At 28.7% G+C, this 18,457-nt stretch carries 13 protein-coding genes and 1 pseudogene; 7 read left to right on the forward strand and 7 right to left on the reverse strand.

The genetic code is table 11. The annotated features are described in order from the left end of the window. Positions 1-11 precede the first annotated feature (11 nt). Positions 12-1,097, forward strand: a complete 1,086-nt coding sequence (locus L0U77_RS02865) for a hypothetical protein (RefSeq protein ID WP_233883240.1) — start codon at positions 12-14, stop codon at positions 1,095-1,097. A gap of 67 nt (positions 1,098-1,164) precedes the next feature. Here L0U77_RS02865 and L0U77_RS02870 read toward each other — a convergent pair whose 3' ends face one another. Next, positions 1,165-1,353, reverse strand: coding sequence for a hypothetical protein (locus tag L0U77_RS02870; protein ID WP_233900701.1), 189 nt, complete (start codon positions 1,351-1,353; stop codon positions 1,165-1,167). 121 nt (positions 1,354-1,474) lie between these two features. After that, a pseudogene (locus L0U77_RS02875) lies at positions 1,475-1,621 on the reverse strand (EamA family transporter); the annotation flags it as partial. A 112-nt stretch (positions 1,622-1,733) separates the two neighbouring features. Between L0U77_RS02875 and L0U77_RS02880 the strand changes: the two are divergent. Together L0U77_RS02880 and L0U77_RS02885 are read left to right on the forward strand one after the other, a co-directional pair. Continuing rightward, positions 1,734-2,027, forward strand: a complete 294-nt coding sequence (locus tag L0U77_RS02880) for a type II toxin-antitoxin system HigB family toxin (RefSeq protein WP_233883237.1) — start codon at positions 1,734-1,736, stop codon at positions 2,025-2,027. Between the two features lie 2 nt (positions 2,028-2,029). Further along, entirely contained in the window at positions 2,030-2,395 is a 366-nt protein-coding gene (locus L0U77_RS02885) for a helix-turn-helix domain-containing protein (protein WP_233897609.1), read from the forward strand. A 23-nt stretch (positions 2,396-2,418) separates the two neighbouring features. On the opposite strand, the gene L0U77_RS02890 is transcribed toward L0U77_RS02885, so the two are convergent. From L0U77_RS02890 to L0U77_RS02905, 4 genes are all read right to left on the reverse strand, one after another. Next, positions 2,419-3,276, reverse strand: coding sequence for a DMT family transporter (locus L0U77_RS02890; RefSeq protein ID WP_233900703.1), 858 nt, complete (start codon positions 3,274-3,276; stop codon positions 2,419-2,421). A 67-nt stretch (positions 3,277-3,343) separates the two neighbouring features. Beyond that, positions 3,344-6,676, reverse strand: a complete 3,333-nt coding sequence (gene mfd / locus L0U77_RS02895) for a transcription-repair coupling factor (protein ID WP_233900704.1) — start codon at positions 6,674-6,676, stop codon at positions 3,344-3,346. A gap of 50 nt (positions 6,677-6,726) precedes the next feature. Continuing rightward, positions 6,727-10,380 carry an SbcC/MukB-like Walker B domain-containing protein gene (locus tag L0U77_RS02900; protein WP_233900705.1) on the reverse strand — a complete coding sequence of 1,218 codons (3,654 nt, stop codon included), beginning with the start codon at positions 10,378-10,380 and terminating at the stop codon, positions 6,727-6,729. A gap of 22 nt (positions 10,381-10,402) precedes the next feature. Next, positions 10,403-11,605: an exonuclease SbcCD subunit D C-terminal domain-containing protein gene (locus L0U77_RS02905; protein WP_233900706.1), complete on the reverse strand. Its 1,203-nt coding sequence runs from the start codon at positions 11,603-11,605 to the stop codon at positions 10,403-10,405. A gap of 201 nt (positions 11,606-11,806) precedes the next feature. Here L0U77_RS02905 and L0U77_RS02910 point away from each other — a divergent pair, with 201 nt between their 5' ends. After that, positions 11,807-12,241 (forward strand): tellurite resistance TerB family protein, encoded by a 435-nt coding sequence (locus tag L0U77_RS02910; protein ID WP_101918525.1) that lies wholly within the window; start codon positions 11,807-11,809, stop codon positions 12,239-12,241. A gap of 54 nt (positions 12,242-12,295) precedes the next feature. Further along, on the forward strand, positions 12,296-12,907 hold the full coding sequence (locus tag L0U77_RS02915; protein ID WP_233900707.1) for an outer membrane beta-barrel protein: 612 nt from the start codon (positions 12,296-12,298) through the stop codon (positions 12,905-12,907). An 82-nt stretch (positions 12,908-12,989) separates the two neighbouring features. Here the strand turns inward: L0U77_RS02915 and gltX are convergent, their stop codons facing one another. After that, positions 12,990-14,507 (reverse strand): glutamate--tRNA ligase, encoded by a 1,518-nt coding sequence (gltX, locus tag L0U77_RS02920; protein WP_233897601.1) that lies wholly within the window; start codon positions 14,505-14,507, stop codon positions 12,990-12,992. A gap of 132 nt (positions 14,508-14,639) precedes the next feature. Here gltX and L0U77_RS02925 point away from each other — a divergent pair, with 132 nt between their 5' ends. Further along, a complete protein-coding gene (locus L0U77_RS02925) occupies positions 14,640-17,996 on the forward strand; it encodes a DUF4175 family protein (RefSeq protein ID WP_233900708.1) in 3,357 nt (1,118 codons plus the stop codon). 36 nt (positions 17,997-18,032) lie between these two features. Continuing rightward, complete coding sequence (gene ybeY / locus L0U77_RS02930; protein ID WP_233900709.1) at positions 18,033-18,449, forward strand: rRNA maturation RNase YbeY; 417 nt, start codon at positions 18,033-18,035, stop codon at positions 18,447-18,449. Positions 18,450-18,457 lie beyond the last annotated feature (8 nt).

Consider the following 18,457-nt stretch of genomic DNA (forward strand, 5'->3'; position numbering starts at 1 on the left):
ACGTAAGAAAAATGACACAAGAAAAATTAATATCCCAAAGGAAACCAGCATATCCTGTTACCAAAAAATTAGCACTTTATTTAAAAAAACACAATCGCACTATTCAAATACCCATATTTTATGACGATTTATTGCGATATCAAGGCGCAATTACGGTCTATGATAAAAATGATAAAGATACCTTATGGGTCCGCGTTTATTACAATGAATTCGAACGAGAAGAAATCGATTTTAGCTTAAAAAAAATATATAATATTTTACATTCAAATGGTTCTGATGCTAGTATTCAACACTTAAATGTTGATGCGGTAGACTTCTGTACCTTCGGAAATTCACAACCTTTTAGAGTGAAAGTTCGTAATATTTTAAATGATAATTACACCTATTTTTACGTTAAAAAAACCGATGCTTCTCGTATTTATGGACTCGAATTAGAAGATATTTTATCACCTTATAACTTAAATTTTTTGGTGTATAAAGACACCTTAATTGAAGAACATATTTCAGGGATTCCTGGAGATGTTTTTATTAATGATTATTTAGAGGATTGTATTGATATTGAAAAAGCACAAATAGCCAAAGAATTTGTGAAGTTTAACGAACGCTGTATGATTCGTTTATTAGGTGATATGCGTTCGTATAATTACGTGGTCGTTCCTACGCACGATTTTGAAAATGTCATCTATAAAATTAGACCCATCGATTTTGATCAGCAATGTTATGAAGGAAAATTTAAAGTGTATTATCCACAATTTTTTAAAGAAAATTTAAAATTTGTGCAATTAGTCGCCCAAAAATTAACCTCAGATTCTATTGAACAATATCAATTGGAAGAACGCTCAATTGTAGCTAAACGTATTTTAGGATCTCGTTCTCGCTTAAACAGATTGCTTGCTGCGATGAAATCTGACACTATTTCTATTCCGAAGAATATCGAAAAATTAAAAGCTGAAATTTTTGATTTTACAGGTGATATCAATTTTAGAGATAGCGACGGAATGGGCGAAATATTATACAATGCACTAACCTTTGTCCGCCGAAACTACGAAGATGTTACGATGAAAAGTATCATACAACAACAACAAAAAGGGTATTAGGTTTTTTAGCGCTTGTTTAAATTTTTTTTAAGTAAAATTTAAACAGGCGCTACCTATAATAAGGTTTTTATTTTTCAGAAGATTCCTTTAATAATTTACATCGTTTTTTATATTTTCGGCATAAATAGAAAAAATAAATTGTTAGAAGTGGATGAATAATAACAAAAATCCAAATATTTGCAGGTTTATACCCTAATCCTGTTACATTTCCTACGTATTGTAAAATATCGACGCATATATCAAAGAGTTTGTTCATAGTTTTTCTGATTCATTTTTTTTAATTTTTAAATTTACGCTTTCTTTAATTTTAAAACTAATTAGAACCTAAATTATGAGGATGTTAGCCTAAAAGTATCATACAAAAAAACTATTCCCCATCACCTCCTACTCCTCACACTCTCAATAACCACCGTTGCTAAAATTAAAGAACCACCAATAAAAGTATTCCATGTTGGTATTTCATTTAAAAAGATAAATGCCAAAATAATCCCAAAAATAGGTTGTACGCTACTAATAATACTCGCTGTTGAAACCGTAAAAAACTATATACAATATTATTGTAAATAATAAAAAAGTACATGAAAATACCAAAACGGGAACTTTTTATTATATTTGCAGTATATAAAGAATAAATTTGTGAGAATAATATCAAGAAGAACACTACGAGAATTTTGGGAAAAACACGCTGATAGTGAACAACAATTAAAAGCTTGGTATCGAGAAACAGAAAAAGCATCTTGGAAAAACATCAATGAATTAAAAATAGAATACCCAAGTGCTAGTGTTTTAAAAGACAATAAAATAGTTTTCAATATTAAAGGAAATAATTATAGACTCATTGTTAAAATGAACTTTGAATTTCAAATATCTTGGATTCTATTTATTGGAACACATGCCGAATATGATAAAATTAATGCTAACAAATTATAATTATGCAAATTAAACCGATAAAAAACGAAGCAGATTACCAAGAAGCTCTTCATAGACTTGAATTTATTTTTGATGCAAAAAAAGGAACAGAAAAAGGAGATGAACTTGAAATCCTTACCATTCTAATTGACAAATATGAAAATGAAAATTTTCCAATTGAAATGCCTGACCCTATTGAAGCGATTAAATTCAGAATGGAGCAAATGGGAATGAAACAAAAAGACCTTGCAGAACTTCTTGGTTTTAAAAGTAGAGTAAGTGAAATTTTAAATAAAAAACGAAAACTGACTTTAAAAATGATTAGAAAAATAAGTGATTCATTGCATATTCCTACTGATGTTTTAATACAAGAATATGTTGCTGAATAAAATTTTATAAAACAACTTTTCAATCACCTCCTACTCCTCACACTCTCAATAACCACCGTTGCTAAAATTAAAGAACCACCAATAAAAGTATTCCATGTTGGTATTTCATTTAAAAAGATAAATGCCAAAATAATCCCAAAAATAGGTTGTACGCTACTAATAATACTCGCTGTTGAAACCGTAAAAAACTGTAAAGAATGTACCATTAAGCTATGCCCAATTGCCGTAGTTAAAAGTGCCAATAATAATACATACGGATATTGGTTTTCAAAACCTGAAATATCCATAAAAAATAATACAGGAAGCAAACAAACCGTAATAATTAAAGTTTGATAAAACATCAACATAGTTCCGTTATATTGAATTACATATTGCTTTAACATCAAAATTCTGATAGCATAAAACAATGCCGAAAGCAATCCGAATAAAATCCCCTGAACATTCGAACTTTCTAAATTAAAATCGGGTGCTAAAATATAAACACCTAGCAAAACCATGCAGCCCAAAACAAGATAAATCGGATTAAATTTTACTTTTAAAAATAAGGGTTCTAAAAAAGCAACCATCACAGGAAAGGTGTATAAAGAAAGCATTCCAATGGCAACACTCGATAATTTTAAGGCATAAAAATAGGTAATCCAATGCCCTGCCATAAAAATTCCGCTGATAATAAAGGGAAAAATATGTTTGCTTGATTTTATGGTTAAATCAATTTTTTTAAACTTACAGAAAGCCAATAAAATTAACATCGCAAACACCGAGCGAAACCAAATAATTACTTCCGAAGGCATTGCAATATATTTTCCTAAAACTCCAGAAGTACTCACAAATAAGGTTGCCAATAACAAGCCCGATATATTTTTTGAATGATTATTTTGCATTTTATATTTTTTTCAACAAGGGGTTTCAACCCCTTGCCTTACATTGATTTAATTTCACTTGACTTTTTTATATTTCTCGCAATAAATTCAAGGCTGTTTTTACTGAATCAATTCGAATAAAAGTGATGAGTAAACGTAAACCATTTTTGGTTTCTTTCTGTTTCATCACGCAACTTTTTGGATTTTCTTGCACATATTGTAACATCTTTGTAAAGCCATCAGTTTCGTAAAATTTACTTTGTTGATCTGCTATAAAATATCCTAATAATCGTTTTTGCTTTAATATGATTTTTTCAATACCTAATTCTTTCGCAAGCCATTTTATGCGAACACTATCTAATAAATCTTGTACTTCTGGTGGATATTCTCCAAACCTATCAACAATTTGTTTTTCAAATGTTAATAACTCTTCTTCTTTTGTTAAATTTCCTAACTCATTGTACAAGCTTAATCTTTCGGTTACCGAATTGATATAATTATCAGGAAAAAGAATTTCAAAATCAGTATCAATTTGCACCTCTTTTACATATTCTTTCGGCGTATTTTCATCCGTAGGATATAATTCTTTAAACTCATTTTCTTTCAGTTCTTCAATAGCTTCTTGTAATATTTTCTGATACGTTTCAAAGCCAATATCATTGATAAATCCACTTTGTTCACCTCCTAATAAATCTCCAGCGCCACGAATTTCTAAATCTTTCATGGCGATATTTAAACCACTTCCTAATTCTGAAAATAATTCTAAAGCTTCGATACGTTTACGTGCATCTTCAGTCATCATATGATACGCTGGCGTAATAAAATAACAGAATGCTTTTTTATTCGAACGCCCTACACGACCTCGCATTTGATGCAAATCTGACAATCCGAAGTTATTTGCATTGTTGATAAAAATAGTATTCGCATTTGGCACGTCCAATCCACTTTCAATAATAGTCGTTGACACCAATACATCAAATTCACCATTCATAAAAGCAAGCATTAATTCTTCTAGCTTCTTCCCTTCCATTTGCCCATGACCGATACAAATTTTAGCATTCGGAACTAAACGTTGTAATAATCCTGCTACTTCCTTAATATTTTCGATTCTATTATGGATAAAAAATATTTGTCCTCCACGAGAAATTTCATAAGAAATTGCATCACGAATTGTTTCTTCGCTAAAGCGGATGACATTGGTTTCAATCGGATGTCGATTTGGTGGCGCTGTTTTTATTACTGATAAATCTCTAGCCGCCATCAAACTAAATTGTAGCGTTCTTGGTATTGGCGTAGCAGTTAATGTTAGCGTATCTACATTTTCTTTGATAGTTTTTAGCTTGTCTTTTACGGCAACTCCAAACTTTTGTTCTTCATCAATAACTAACAATCCTAAATCTTTAAATTGTAATTTTTTATTAGTTAATTGATGCGTTCCGATTACAATATCAACACTTCCGTTTGCAACACCTTCTAAAACAGTATTTCGTTGTTTTACTGTTCTAAAACGATTCAAATAATCAACCGTAACAGGAAAATCTTTTAAACGTTCCGAAAAAGTTTTAAAATGTTGAAACGCTAAAATAGTCGTAGGAACTAAAATTGCTACTTGTTTTCCGTTATCCACCGCTTTAAAAGCAGCACGAATAGCGACTTCTGTTTTTCCAAAACCAACATCACCACACACCAATCTGTCCATGGGTTGCGGTTTTTCCATGTCGGTTTTTACATCTTGAGTTGATGTAAATTGATCGGGTGTATCTTCATAAATAAAACTTGCTTCCAGCTCGTGTTGCATGTGCGTATCAGGAGCAAAAGCGTAGCCTTTTTGTAATTTTCTTTTAGCATATAATTGAATTAAATTATACGCAATATGTTTAACTCGAGCCTTGGTTTTTTGTTTTACTTTTTTCCAAGCACCCGAACCTAATTTATATATTTTAGGTGGTTTTCCGTCTTTTCCGTTAAACTTTGAAATTTTATGTAATGAGTGAATACTTACATATAAAATATCTCTATCCCCATAAATTAACTTAATTGCTTCTTGTTTTTTTCCTTCTACATCAATTTTTTGAAGCCCTCCAAATTTTCCAATTCCATGATCGATATGTGTTACATAATCGCCAATTTCTAATCTGGTAAGTTCTTGTAAAGTGATGGATTGCTTTTTTTCATACCCATTTTTTAAGCGAAATTTATAGTAACGCTCAAATATTTGATGGTCAGTATAACAAACAATTTTATTTTGAATATCTACAAATCCCTGATACAAAGGAAAAACAATGGTTTCATAAGATACTTCGGCTTCATTATCATCAAAAATATCATGAAAACGCTGAGCTTGTTTATCATTAGAACAAAAAATATAATTAGTAAATCCTTTTGCTGAAAATTCGTTAAAATTCTGAATTAATAAATCGAATTTTTTATTAAAAGAAGGCTGTGCGTGTGTATCAAAAGTAATATTTGTTACATTTTTGATAACAGATTTACTCATATTTACAGTAGTAAATCGTTGTAATTCTTGTTGAATTAAAGCACCATCACAAAATAACTCAGATGGTTTTGAATGTTTTATTTCTGTCGATAATTCATCAAATGAAAGTTCAGACTTTTTAAAAAATGTATCTAAATTAGAAATAATAGTTTCCCTATTTTTTACAAAAATTGCTGTTTTAGCTGAAATATATTTTAAAAAACTTTCTCTATTTTCTTGTAGCCCTTTGTTTTCAACATTAGGCATGATACTTACTTTCTGTTGTTTTTCTTTTGATAACTGTGTTTCCACATCAAAAGTTCGGATGCTTTCTACTTCATCACCAAAAAACTCCATTCGATAAGGTTCATCATTCGAAAATGAAAAAACATCAATAATTCCTCCACGAACTGAAAAATCACCAGGTTCAGTAACAAAATCGACCCGATGAAACTGATATTCAAACAATACTTCGTTTACAAAATCTGGAGATAAATTTTCGCCAACTGTAATTTTCAAAGTGTTTTTATCAAGTTCTTTTTTGGTGACTACTTTTTCAAATAAAGCTGTCGGATACGTTACAATAATTGCAGGTTTTCTTCTCGAATTAATCCGATTTAAAACCTCTGAGCGCAATAAAACATTGGCGTTATCTGTTTCTTCAATCTGATACGGTCGGCGATACGAACCTGGATAAAATAACACATTTTTATCGCCTAATAATTGCTCTAAATCGTTTAAATAATAGGCTGCTTCTTCCTTATCATTAAAAATTAATACATAAGGTTTTTCGGCTTTTTTAAAAGTTTCAGAAATAACAAAAGACAACGAAGAACCCACCAAATTCGATATTTGAAAGTGGTTTTGTTCTTGTTGAAGCTCTTTAACAATCTGTTTGATAGTATCAGATTGTTGGTAATGGTTTACAATCAATTGTTTGCTCAACGTATAAAAATTTTACACAAATATACGTGGTTTATTTTTTTAATATTTTATTACACAACATCCAAAACACTAACCCCGTTACTTTTTTTGGTTATCTGTATTTGCGTCGGAATACGTTCTTTCAGGTTTTCGACATGCGATATAATCCCAATCATTTTTCCTTGTGCTTGTAAAGTTTCTAAGGTTGATATTACCGTTTCAAGCGTATTGCTGTCTAAAGTTCCGAAACCTTCATCAATAAAAAGCGAATCAATTTTCACATTTTTACTCGCCAAATCCGATAATCCTAATGCCAAGGCAAGACTAATAATAAACTTTTCGCCACCACTCGAAGTATCTACCAATCGAGCCTGATCGGTTTGATAATGGTCGATTAAATTAAAATTAAGCTCCTCTTTTTGCTTGTATAAATCCTCCATTTTCAAGGAATAACGCTTGTTCAATTTGTACAAATGCACGTTGGCGAGGTCTAATAAATGCTTTAAAGTTAAACGTTGCACATAGATATTAAACGCATCTTTTGAGTTCCCGATAATTTTAAATAACTGCTTCCAAACGTTACAAATAGCGGTTTGAGCATCAATTTTTTGACAAATATCCTGGTTTCTATCCTGTATTTCTTTGTCCTTTCTAAAAGCCTCTGAAATTTCTCCTTTTTCAGTTAAAAAATCTTTGTTTTTTTGTTGAAAATCAGCTAATTTTAGTTTGCTATCTTCCTCAGAAACTTCAAAATTTCTAGCAGTATTTAAAACTTCTTTTGCTTTTATATTCTCTTCTTTTAGCGTTTTTAATTCAACTTGTTTTTTGTTGATTTGCTCTTTATTCTCGCTAAATTTTAAAATATTTTCTTTCGATAACAACGCCTTTTCAATAGCTTCTTTCGATTCAAAATCACTATTTTTTAGTTGTTTATTAAAATCAATTTCTAAACTTTTTATTTCTTCGGATAAAACTTTTAAATCTTGATTATTTTTAACTTTTAACGCTTCTTTTACCGATTTAACATCTGATAATTTTTGACTAGTTTTTTTACTAGCTTCTAGTTTTTCAAAAATATCTTTACGTGCTAATTGTAAATTTTCACGTTTATTTTCAACGGTAATTTCAGATAGTAAAATACTATTTCGTTGTTCTTTTAAACGCTTCGTATTATTTTCAGATACTGATTTTTTTTGAAGAAATTCATTTTGCGTTTTTGTATAATTTTCTACTTGTTTTTTAGTATTTTCTAAATCAAGATTATTTACTTTCTCTTCGGATTTTAAAGCCTCTAAATTTTGTTGAATTTTTAAATATTCAGTAACAGATTTTTCAATATTTTCGATAAATAAATCCGCCTGATTTATAGCTGGTAATTCGTACTTAAATTTGGCTAAATTAGTTTTTAAAGTATTTTCTAACTTATTACAAGTAATCGTTAATTCATCCGTTATTTTACCTTTAGATGTTATTTCAGCAGTGGCATTTTTATTTTTCTCGGTAAGCGTTGCAACGGCTGTTTTAAGTGTATTTACTTCGTTTTTCTTAAGTTCAATTTTTTTAGATAAACTATCTTTATCAATTTGTAATTCTTGTGCTATTTTTAGGTTTTTATCAAGTACTTTTAGTTCTTCCGATATTGAATTTAACGCTATATTAATTTCAGTAATATTTGTTAAATCAGAAGAAATTGGCAATTCAGAAGATTTTAATTTTAGTTTTTTTACATCCTCTAAAATCGAATTTAGTTGAGTTTTTAAAGCTTCAATATTGGTATTTAATTGTGTTTCTTTTATCTTTAAAGCTACTTTTGATTCTTCTAAATTTCTTAAACTATTTTTTCTTTCGATAAGTATTTTTTCAGATTCTGAAATTCCAATAACTTCCAAATTTTCTGCAAACGGATGTTCTTCTGAACCACATAAAACACAAGGTTCCCCTTTTTTTAATTTTTGACGGTCAGCTTCGTAATTAGCGATACTTTTTTCTAAGTTTAGAATTTTTTCAGCATCTTTAACTGCTATTTCTTGTTTTGAAATAGCTGTTTCAAACTTTTCAATTTCTAATTTACAATTGATTAACTCCGTTGATAAAGTTGCTTTTTGAGCTATTTTTTCAGTTTGTTCTTTCTCATTTTTTGTAATTTCTTCGGATAAACTTTTAAATTCTTTCCAATTATTTTCTGATGTAGCAAGTTGTTTTTGTTTTGCAAATAAATCAGTACTATTATTTTTTGATAACTTTGTGTTTTTATCTAAAATTTCTTTTTCAAGCTTTTCAATTTCGGTATTTTCTTTAGATAAAAAATTATTTTTTTCTTTTAAAAATATCTTTGTTTTTTTTACTTCTTCATTTTTTTCATCAATAAAAACAGCATTTTCTTTTAAGATTTTTTTATTTGATTTTAAAGTAATTAAATCTGAATTCCAACTAGAAATATGATTTTTAACTTCTAATAAAAAGTTGTTTTCAGTTAGATTTTTTTCATCAATTTTAATAGTTCCTTTTAATTTCTCTAAATTTATTTTTAGCTTATTTTCTTTAGTTTCAAAATTTGTAATTTCTACTTTTAAGTCTTTTAATTTTTCAGATGATTGAAAAGTAATATCAATTTCATTTTTTAATTGCGCATCTAACTTTGTAATTTTATCAAATTTCGGCAACCAAATAGCAAACTCTTTATCTGTATTTTCTAAAGCTGTTGTTTCATTTTTAACTTGATTTTTGAAGCTTTCAATTTTAGGCGTAAGCTTTATTAATTCATCTTCTAATATTTTCTTTTGATTAGTTTTATCAATATTATTTTTCTCATTTCTTTTAAAACTCTGAATCAATTCTATAAAAGGAGATGCTTTTTCATGTAACGATAATAGATTTAATTCTTGTTTATAATTATCAATAAAAAGAGAAAGTTTTTCAGTTTCTTTTTCAAAAATTATATCTTTTTCAAGTAATTTTTGATAATTTATATACCAATTAATAACAGCTGTAATTTTTGTTATTTCGGCTTCATTTTTAGCAATATCGGTTGTTAAAATTGCTGATTTTTCTAATAATGCTTCTTTTTCTTCTTTCGATAAAATATCATCAGCATTAATTTTTGCTTTAATTATAGCTAATTTTTTTTCTTCGGATGATTTTCTATTTAAAATTTCTTCACCAATTTTTTTATAGATTTGTTCGCCTGTAATTTGCTCTAATAATTTTCCTTTATCAGGTCCTTTTGCTGATAAAAAAGAGGCAAATTCACCTTGTGCCAATAATACAGAGCGTAAAAATTGATCGTAATTTAATTGGGTTACTTTTTGAACCTCTTCAATATATTTTCTTTTTTGAGTGGCGATTATTTTATCCGTAGATAAATTTTTTAAGCTCACCTCTTCTTTTGGATTTGTATATTTTTTACCCGCTTTATTTGCAAGTTGGATTCCCCAATATCCTTCATAAATAAAATTATTATTTTCGAAAGTAATGCGGGTAAAAGCATTATTTGCACCATGACTTACTACATCAATTAAAGATCCTTTTGTATCCTTAAAACGAGGGACTTTTTGATATAAAGCGATTGTAATGGCATCTAAAATAGTCGTTTTTCCTGCGCCTGTAACACCTGTTATGGCATATAAACCAACGTCTTTAAAGTTTTCATTTTCAAAATCGATAACAATTGGCGTTTCTGATTTTAACGAATTTATATTTTGTAATGCTATCTTTAAAATTTTCATAACGAATAAAGAATATTAATTTTTATTGATTTTTAACTGCTTGTAAAACTTCATTAAAAGCGTCCCAAACTTGCTGATTTTGGTCTAAATCAAAATCCATTTCTTCGCATTTTAATTTAAAAACTTCGGTAGGAACTAATTCTTTTATGGAGGTTGCATCGGCTAATAACTCTTCAATTCCTTTTATTTTTCGTTGATTTTTTAAGGTGATTTTTAATATTTCAAAATCGTATGCTTCGGAAGCTATTTTTAATTCATCAGTTTGTATCGTATTATCTTCATCTAAAACAATTTCTACCCAAGGTTTTAATTGATACGAATTCGAAATAATACTTGGAAATTTGGCAATACAGTCTTCCATACTTCCTTTTAATTTGTAAAATTCTCTAAAATTAGGAACTATAACATCTTCAATATTACTGATTTTATTTGCTGATATTTCTAAAACAATGATTTTTTTATCATAAGTAAGTTCACTGAAACTTAAAATATTTGGAGAACCTGAATATCTGATTTTATCATTTTCGCCAACTATTTGCGGTCTGTGTAAATGTCCTAAAGCAACATAATCAAAATACGTTGGAAAATCTTGAGCGCCAATATGCCCTAAAGTTCCTACATAAATATTTTGCTCGCTATCAGAAACCGAACCACCGGTAGCAAATAAATGTCCCATAGCAATAACGGGCGCATTGCTGCTATTTATTTTTTCAGATTCAATAGCGATTTCTTGATAATGATTGATTAAAGCTTTTTTATATTTATCGGTTAAATCATCAAAAGATTCGCCTGCAACGGCACGCCTAATATCGCCATCACGCAAATACGGAACAGCGCCAATAAGTACTTTTTCATCATTTATATTTATTTCAAAAACTTCATCAGCAATCTTTTCGGTAGCTTTTCCCACTACTTTTATTGATAAGGCATTTAATAATTCTTTGGGAGCGTTTAAAGTTCCTGGCGAATCATGATTTCCGCCTGTAATAATAATTTGGCTACAAGTGGTTGATTTTAACTTTATCAAAAAATTATAATACATCGCTAAACTTTGATTAGACGGCGAACCATTATCAAAAACATCACCTGAAATTAAAAGCAAATCTATTTTTTCATTGCTGATATAATTTTCTATCCACGCTAAAAACAAGGTTTGCTCTTCCAATTGCGAATGTTCATGCAAGCGATGTCCTAAATGCCAATCGGCAGTATGAAGTATTTTCATCTTTTATCTTTTATCTTTTATCTTTAAAAATACACTTTTACTAAAATAAATCAGCAAAAAATTATTTATTAAAATATATTTATCAACTTTTATTAGCTTTTGTAAAGGTTTTTTCATAACTTTTTTTTAATCTTTGCCAAGTAGCTAGAACTAGCTATTTAAGTAGTTATCATAATTTAAAAATTTATTAAAACAAAAAAAATGTCAATATCAGATTTATATTCTAGTGGAAAACACAAACAAGAAATTGGACACTTTGCAAGTGTTGTAAAAATGGCAACTACTGATGGTGTTATTACAGAAAAAGAACAACAATTCTTAGAAAGAATTGCTGAAAAATTAAACATTGATGCTACTGAATATACAGCAATTTTAAAGAATCCTGAGAAATTTCCTGTAAATCCACCGGTGAGTTATGAAGAACGTATTGAACGTTTATTTCGTTTAACAAGAATGTTATATGCTGATGAACATATCGATAAAAAAGAAGTTTCCTTACTACAAAAAGTAGCTGTTGCCTTACATTTTCCAAATGATAATGTAGAAAAAGTGTGTGATGAAGCAATTTTCTTAGTGATGAATAACAATGATTTAGAAGATTTTACCTTAGCAATAAAAAAAGTGAATGCTATTTAATAATTTTATGTTAAATTGCCGTTAATCAACTTATTGTTAAAAAATCTGCTATTGATGAAAAATAAATTTTTACTGTTTGCCTTACTTTGTTTCACAATGATTTCGATGCCTGTATGTTCACAAAATTTACATAATTCTTGGCAAATAACCCTTGGTATGGGCGTTACAAAGTTCAGCAATAGTGATGCCGATTTTATAGGTGATAACAACATGTTTCAATTACCTGCGATGAGTTTAACCATACCAATTGGCAAGCGTTTATCGGTAGATGGAGCTCTTTCAATCAATAGTATTGATGATGTTGGTTTTATGAGTAATACGGCACGTTATTTTTCACTAGATGGTTCTTTACGATATCATTTTGATGCGGTTTTTAAAAAATTTAGTCCGTATGTATTTACGGGATTAAGTGCCGTAGATTCTGATCGAAAAATAAGTCCGACAATAAATATTGGTGCGGGAGGAATTTATTGGGTTAGTGATAAAATAGGAATCAATCCTCAATTATTTTATAAATATTCGTTAGAAACTTCTGAAAGTATGCGTTCTCATATTCAAGGAACGCTCGGTGTTGTTTTTAGATTGAGTTGGATGTATGATAGTAATAATAGAAGCCGTCGTGCCTCAAAATCAAGACCTTCTTGTAATTACAATCAATTTAAATAATTTATTAAAACATCTTTATAAAACATAAAAACGCCACTTTATTACAAAGTGGCGTTTTCTATCTATTTATTTTGATGTTTTTTTAAGACAATTTTTCAATCGCATTTTTAATTCTTGCAATCGTATTTTCTTTACCAATTAAAGTCATAATATCAAATAAATCTGGTCCTGCTAATTTTCCTACTAAGCTTAAACGAAGCGGTTGCATTACCTTTCCAAAACCAATTTCTTTGGATGTTATCCATCCTTTAATTTCGGTTTGTGCGTTTTCTATATTGAATTCTTCAATAGTAGAAATTACTGTAATTAATTCTTGCATTAATTCGCCAGTAGTTTCTTTCCATTGTTTTTTAGCTGCTTTTTCATCATATTCTGATGGATTTTCAAAGAAAAAGTTTGATAATTCCCAAAAATCGGCTACAAATGTAGCACGTTCTTTTATTAATGAAACAATTTTTTGAGTGAAATTTTCATCCGCAGTAATTCCTTTTTCTTTCAAAATAGGAATATATAAAGCGGTTAATTCTTCGTTTGATTTTGTCTGTAAATATTGCTGATTAAACCAGTTTGTTTTGTCTGGGCTAAATTTCGCTCCCGATTTACTAACTCTGCTTAAATCAAAAGCTTCCACTAATTCTTCTAATGAAAAAATTTCTTGCTCCGTACCAGGATTCCATCCTAATAAAGCTAACATATTTATAAAAGCATCGTTAAAATAACCATCTTCTTTATATCCTCTTGAAACATCACCAGTTTGCTCGTTGGTGTATTCTAATGGAAATACAGGGAATCCTAATTTATCACCATCACGTTTACTTAATTTTCCTTTTCCTACAGGTTTTAAGATTAACGGTAAATGTGCAAATTTTGGCGCTTCCCAATCAAAAGCACGATATAATAAAATATGTAATGCCATTGATGGTAACCATTCTTCACCACGAATAACATGTGAAATTTCCATTAAATGGTCATCAACAATATTTGCTAAATGATAGGTTGGCATTCCATCCGATTTAAACAATACTTTATCATCTAAAACATTGGTATCTATTTTAATTTTCCCACGGATTTCATCCTCAAGTATCAAGGTTTCATCTTGTGGCGTTTTAAAACGAACAACGTATTTATCACCTGCAGCTAATTTAGCTTCTACTTCTTCTGATGAAAGTGCTAATGAACTGTTTAATTTTTGACGATTATGCCAATTATAAGTAAACGTTTTTCCGTTTTCTTCATGATTTTTACGATGAGCATCTAACTCTTCAGCAGTATCAAAAGCATAATATGCCCATCCTTTTTCTAATAAGATATTGGCATATTCTTTATATAATTCTTTACGTTCTGACTGACGATAAGGTCCGAATTTTTCATTATTTCCTGGTCCTTCATCAAAAGGAATATTACACCATTTTAAGGCATCAACTATATATTGTTCGGCATTTTTAACATAACGAGTTTGGTCGGTATCTTCGATACGTAACACAAAAGTTCCGTTATATTTTTTAGCGAATAAATAGTTGAACAAAGCGGTTCTTACACCACCAATATGTAAAGGTCCTGTTGGGCTAGGAGCAAAGCGTACTCTTACGTTATCAGTCATTTTTTGTTGATTTGAAGGCACAAATATAGTTGATAATCTAATTTTACTGTAAAATATTATATCTTTAATTAAAAATCACGTGTTATTATTATCTGTAAACACGTTTAAAAAATAGTACTTTTATAAACTGATATGGAGAACTTTAATAACATCGAACAAAAACTACAACAATTTAGTAGAAAATTCTACACTAATAAATTGATAAAAGGAAGTATTTTATTTATTTCTTTAGGATTAATATATTTATTTTTCACCTTATTTATAGAGTATTTTTTATGGCTGAAACCCACTGCTAGAACCCTATTATTTTGGATATTTATTATTGTTGAATTATTTTTATTTGTTCGATTTATCTGTTTTCCGATTTTTAAAATCATCGGTTTACAACAAGGAATTTCTTTTGAAGAAGCATCAAAAATAATAGGAAATCATTTTCCTGAAGTACAAGATAAACTTTTAAATCTGCTTCAATTAAAACAAAATAACACTAAATCTGATTTATTAATAGCAAGTATTAATCAAAAATCAGAAGAAATACAACCTATTTCTTTTAACAAAGCAATCGATTTTAAAACTAATATTCGCTACTTAAAATATGCTTTAATTCCCTTAATTATTTGGGGATTATTTTTTTTAACAGGTACTTCTCAACAATTATCTGAAAGTTTTAATAGAGTTGTAAATCATTCGGTTGCTTATAAAGCTCCCGCCGATTTTCACTTTAATATCACCTCAAAAAACTTGACTGTTATAAAAGAAAAAGATATTACTGTGTATGTGCAAACAACAGGAAAAGCTATTCCTGAACAAGCAAAAATTCATTTTAATGAACAACAATATTTCTTCAAAAATGAAGGAAATGGTTTGTTTTCTTACACTTTTACACAAGTACAAAAGCCTGTTGATTTTTATGCAAGTGCAAATGGTATTACTTCGGGTGTCTTTAAAATAGCGGTAATAAATACGCCTTCGATTCAAAATATTTCATTGCATTTAACGTATCCGAACTATATCAAAAAGAAAAATGAAATCATTAAAAACACAGGAAATATAATTGTTCCACAAGGAACAATTGTAAAATGGGATGTTAAAACTTCTGAAACGGATAGCGTTCATTTACTTTCAAATAACAAACGATTTGCTTTTTTAAAGGATAATAAAAATAAATTTCAATTAAAAAAACAGATAAAAAAAGCAATCAATTATAAAATTACAACGACCAATAAAAATTTAAAAGATTACGAAAAATTACAATTTTCGATTGGAGTTACTAAAGATGAACATCCGACAATTAATGTAAAATCTAATATTGATAGTATATCACGTGGAAATGCGCAGTTTGTAGGTCAAATTTCTGATGATTATGGTTTCAAAAAATTAGAATTGGTTTATTATGATAAAAATAATAATCAACAAAATAAGCAATTCAAAAAAATTAAACTGACTAAAAACACCTTGCAAACTTTCTTTTTTGAATTTCCTGATAGCTTGAATTTACAAAAAGGTATCGATTACGAACTCTATTTTCAAGTGTTTGATAACGATATTATCAACGGTAGTAAAAAGACTAAAAGTCAGAAATTTTCGTATCAACAAAAAACAAAAAATCAAATTGAAACGGAACTTTTACAAGAACAACGTAATCATATTGAAAATTTAGAAAAGTCTTTAAGTAAGCAAAAAGAAGATAAAAAATCATTAGAAAAAATTCAATTTGAGCTTCAAAATAAGAAAAATGTAAACTGGAATAATCAGAAAAAAATTGAAAGTTTAATTAAGCGTCAAAATCAATATAAAAAAATGATGCAACGACAAACTGATAATTTAAAAGAAAATTTTTCGGAGAAAAAAGAGAAAAATGAAGCCTTACAAGAAAAGAAAGAAGACTTAAAAAAACGAATTGAAGAGCTTAAAAAATTAGATAAACAACAAAAATTACTAGACGAACTTGAAAAGTTAGCCGAAAAATTAAATAGAGAAGATTTACTGAAAAAAACTAAAGAATTAGCCGAACAAAACAAACAACAAGAAAAAAGTTTAGAGCGTATTTTAGAAATGACCAAGCGTTTTTATATGGAACAAAAAATGCAAAAAATAGCTGATAACTTAAAAGATTTATCAAAAAAACAAAAAGATTTAAGTAAAAAAGAAACATCTAAAGAAGCTGATAAAAAAGCTTCCGAAGAAAAAATAAAAGAAGAACAACAAAAAATAAACAAAGATTTTCAGCAAGTTAAAAAAGAGCTAAACGAACTTAAAAAAGATAATAAAAATTTAAAATCTCCAATGGAAATTCCAAAAATGGAAGATTTAGCGAAAAAAACGCAAGAAGAATTAAACAAAGCAAAAGAAAATTTAGAAAAGAAAAACGAACCTGAATCGAAAAAAAATCAGAAAAAAGCTTCCGAAAAAATGGAAGAGATGGCTCAGAAAATGCAAAAATCAATGCAACAAATGAGCGCAGAATCTGAAGAAGAAAACATGGAAGGTTTGCGTCAGGTTTTAGAAAATTTAATTATGTTTTCTTTTAACCAAGAAGCCTTAATGACTGTGTTTTCAAAAAGTAATTCTTCACATCCGAACTTCGGAAAAAACTTACAAAAGCAATTTCAACTTAAAACTTATTTTGAACATATTGATGATAGTTTATTTGTTTTATCGATGAAAAATCCTAAAATATCTTCAAAAATTCAAGATCAACTTTCTTTAGCTCATTATAATTTAGATGAATCATTAGAAAATTTTGCCGATAATAAATTTCAAAATGGAATTACAAATCAACGATATATAATGACTGCCGCAAATGCCTTAGCCGATATGTTAAGTAGCACGCTTGATGCCATGAAAAACCCAAAACCTGGTAGCGGAAAAGGAAAGGGAAAAGGGAAATCTTTTAGCCTTCCTGACATCATTAAAAAGCAAGGTGAATTAATGAAAAAGATGCAAGATGGAATGAAAAAGAAAAAAGGTGGAAAACCTAAAGATGGCAAAGGAGGTAAAAAGAAAGGAAATAAACCTGGTGAGAAAAAAGGAAGCAAAGAAGGTGAAGGCGAAGGACAAGGCGAAAAATTAAATGGAGAATTGTATCAAATTTATAAAGAACAATCGCAATTAAGACAGCAATTAGAAGAAGCTTTAAAACAAGGTAATAACGGAAATGGAAATGCTAAAAAAGCCATAAAAAAAATGGAACAATTAGAAAACGACATTTTAGAAAAAGGTTTTACCCAACAAAGCATTGACAGAATGCAACAATTAAACTATCAATTGTTGAAATTAGATAAAGCCACTTTTGAACAAAATAAAGATAAACAACGAAAATCTGACGCTAATTTAAAAGAGTTTAATAGTAAATCGGCTAAAGAATTAAAGTTTAAGAAGTTGTTTTATAACCAAACAGAAATATTAAATAGACAATCATTACCTTTGCAACCTGATTATAAAAAGAAGGTTCAAGAGTATTTTAGCCTTCCTAAAAGCAACAAATAATACTTAAAAATAGTATTTTTAAACAACTAAAATAACATGATTGCATTTAATTACGAAACCGATTTTCAACTAAAAAACGAAGAAAAAACGGCACAATGGATTTTAAATTGTATCGAAAAAGAAGGTTTCGAATTAGGAGAAATAAACTATGTTTTTTGTGATGATACCTATTTACATAAAATGAATGTGGAGTTTTTACAACATGATACCTTAACAGATATTATTAGTTTCGATTATACCTTAGGAAAATTAGTTGGTGGAGATATTTTTATTTCGATTGAAAGAGTAAAAGAAAATGCAAAAGAGTTTGATGTGTTATTTGAAAACGAATTGCACCGAGTTATTATTCATGGCGTATTACACTACATGAAGTACAAAGATAAAACGGATGAAGAAAAACAACTAATGCGTACTAAAGAAAATGATTCTTTAAAACTTTTAAATTTAAACTAAAATCGTTC

This window comes from Tenacibaculum piscium (genome assembly GCF_021390715.1).
Lineage (GTDB): Bacteria > Bacteroidota > Bacteroidia > Flavobacteriales > Flavobacteriaceae > Polaribacter > Polaribacter piscius.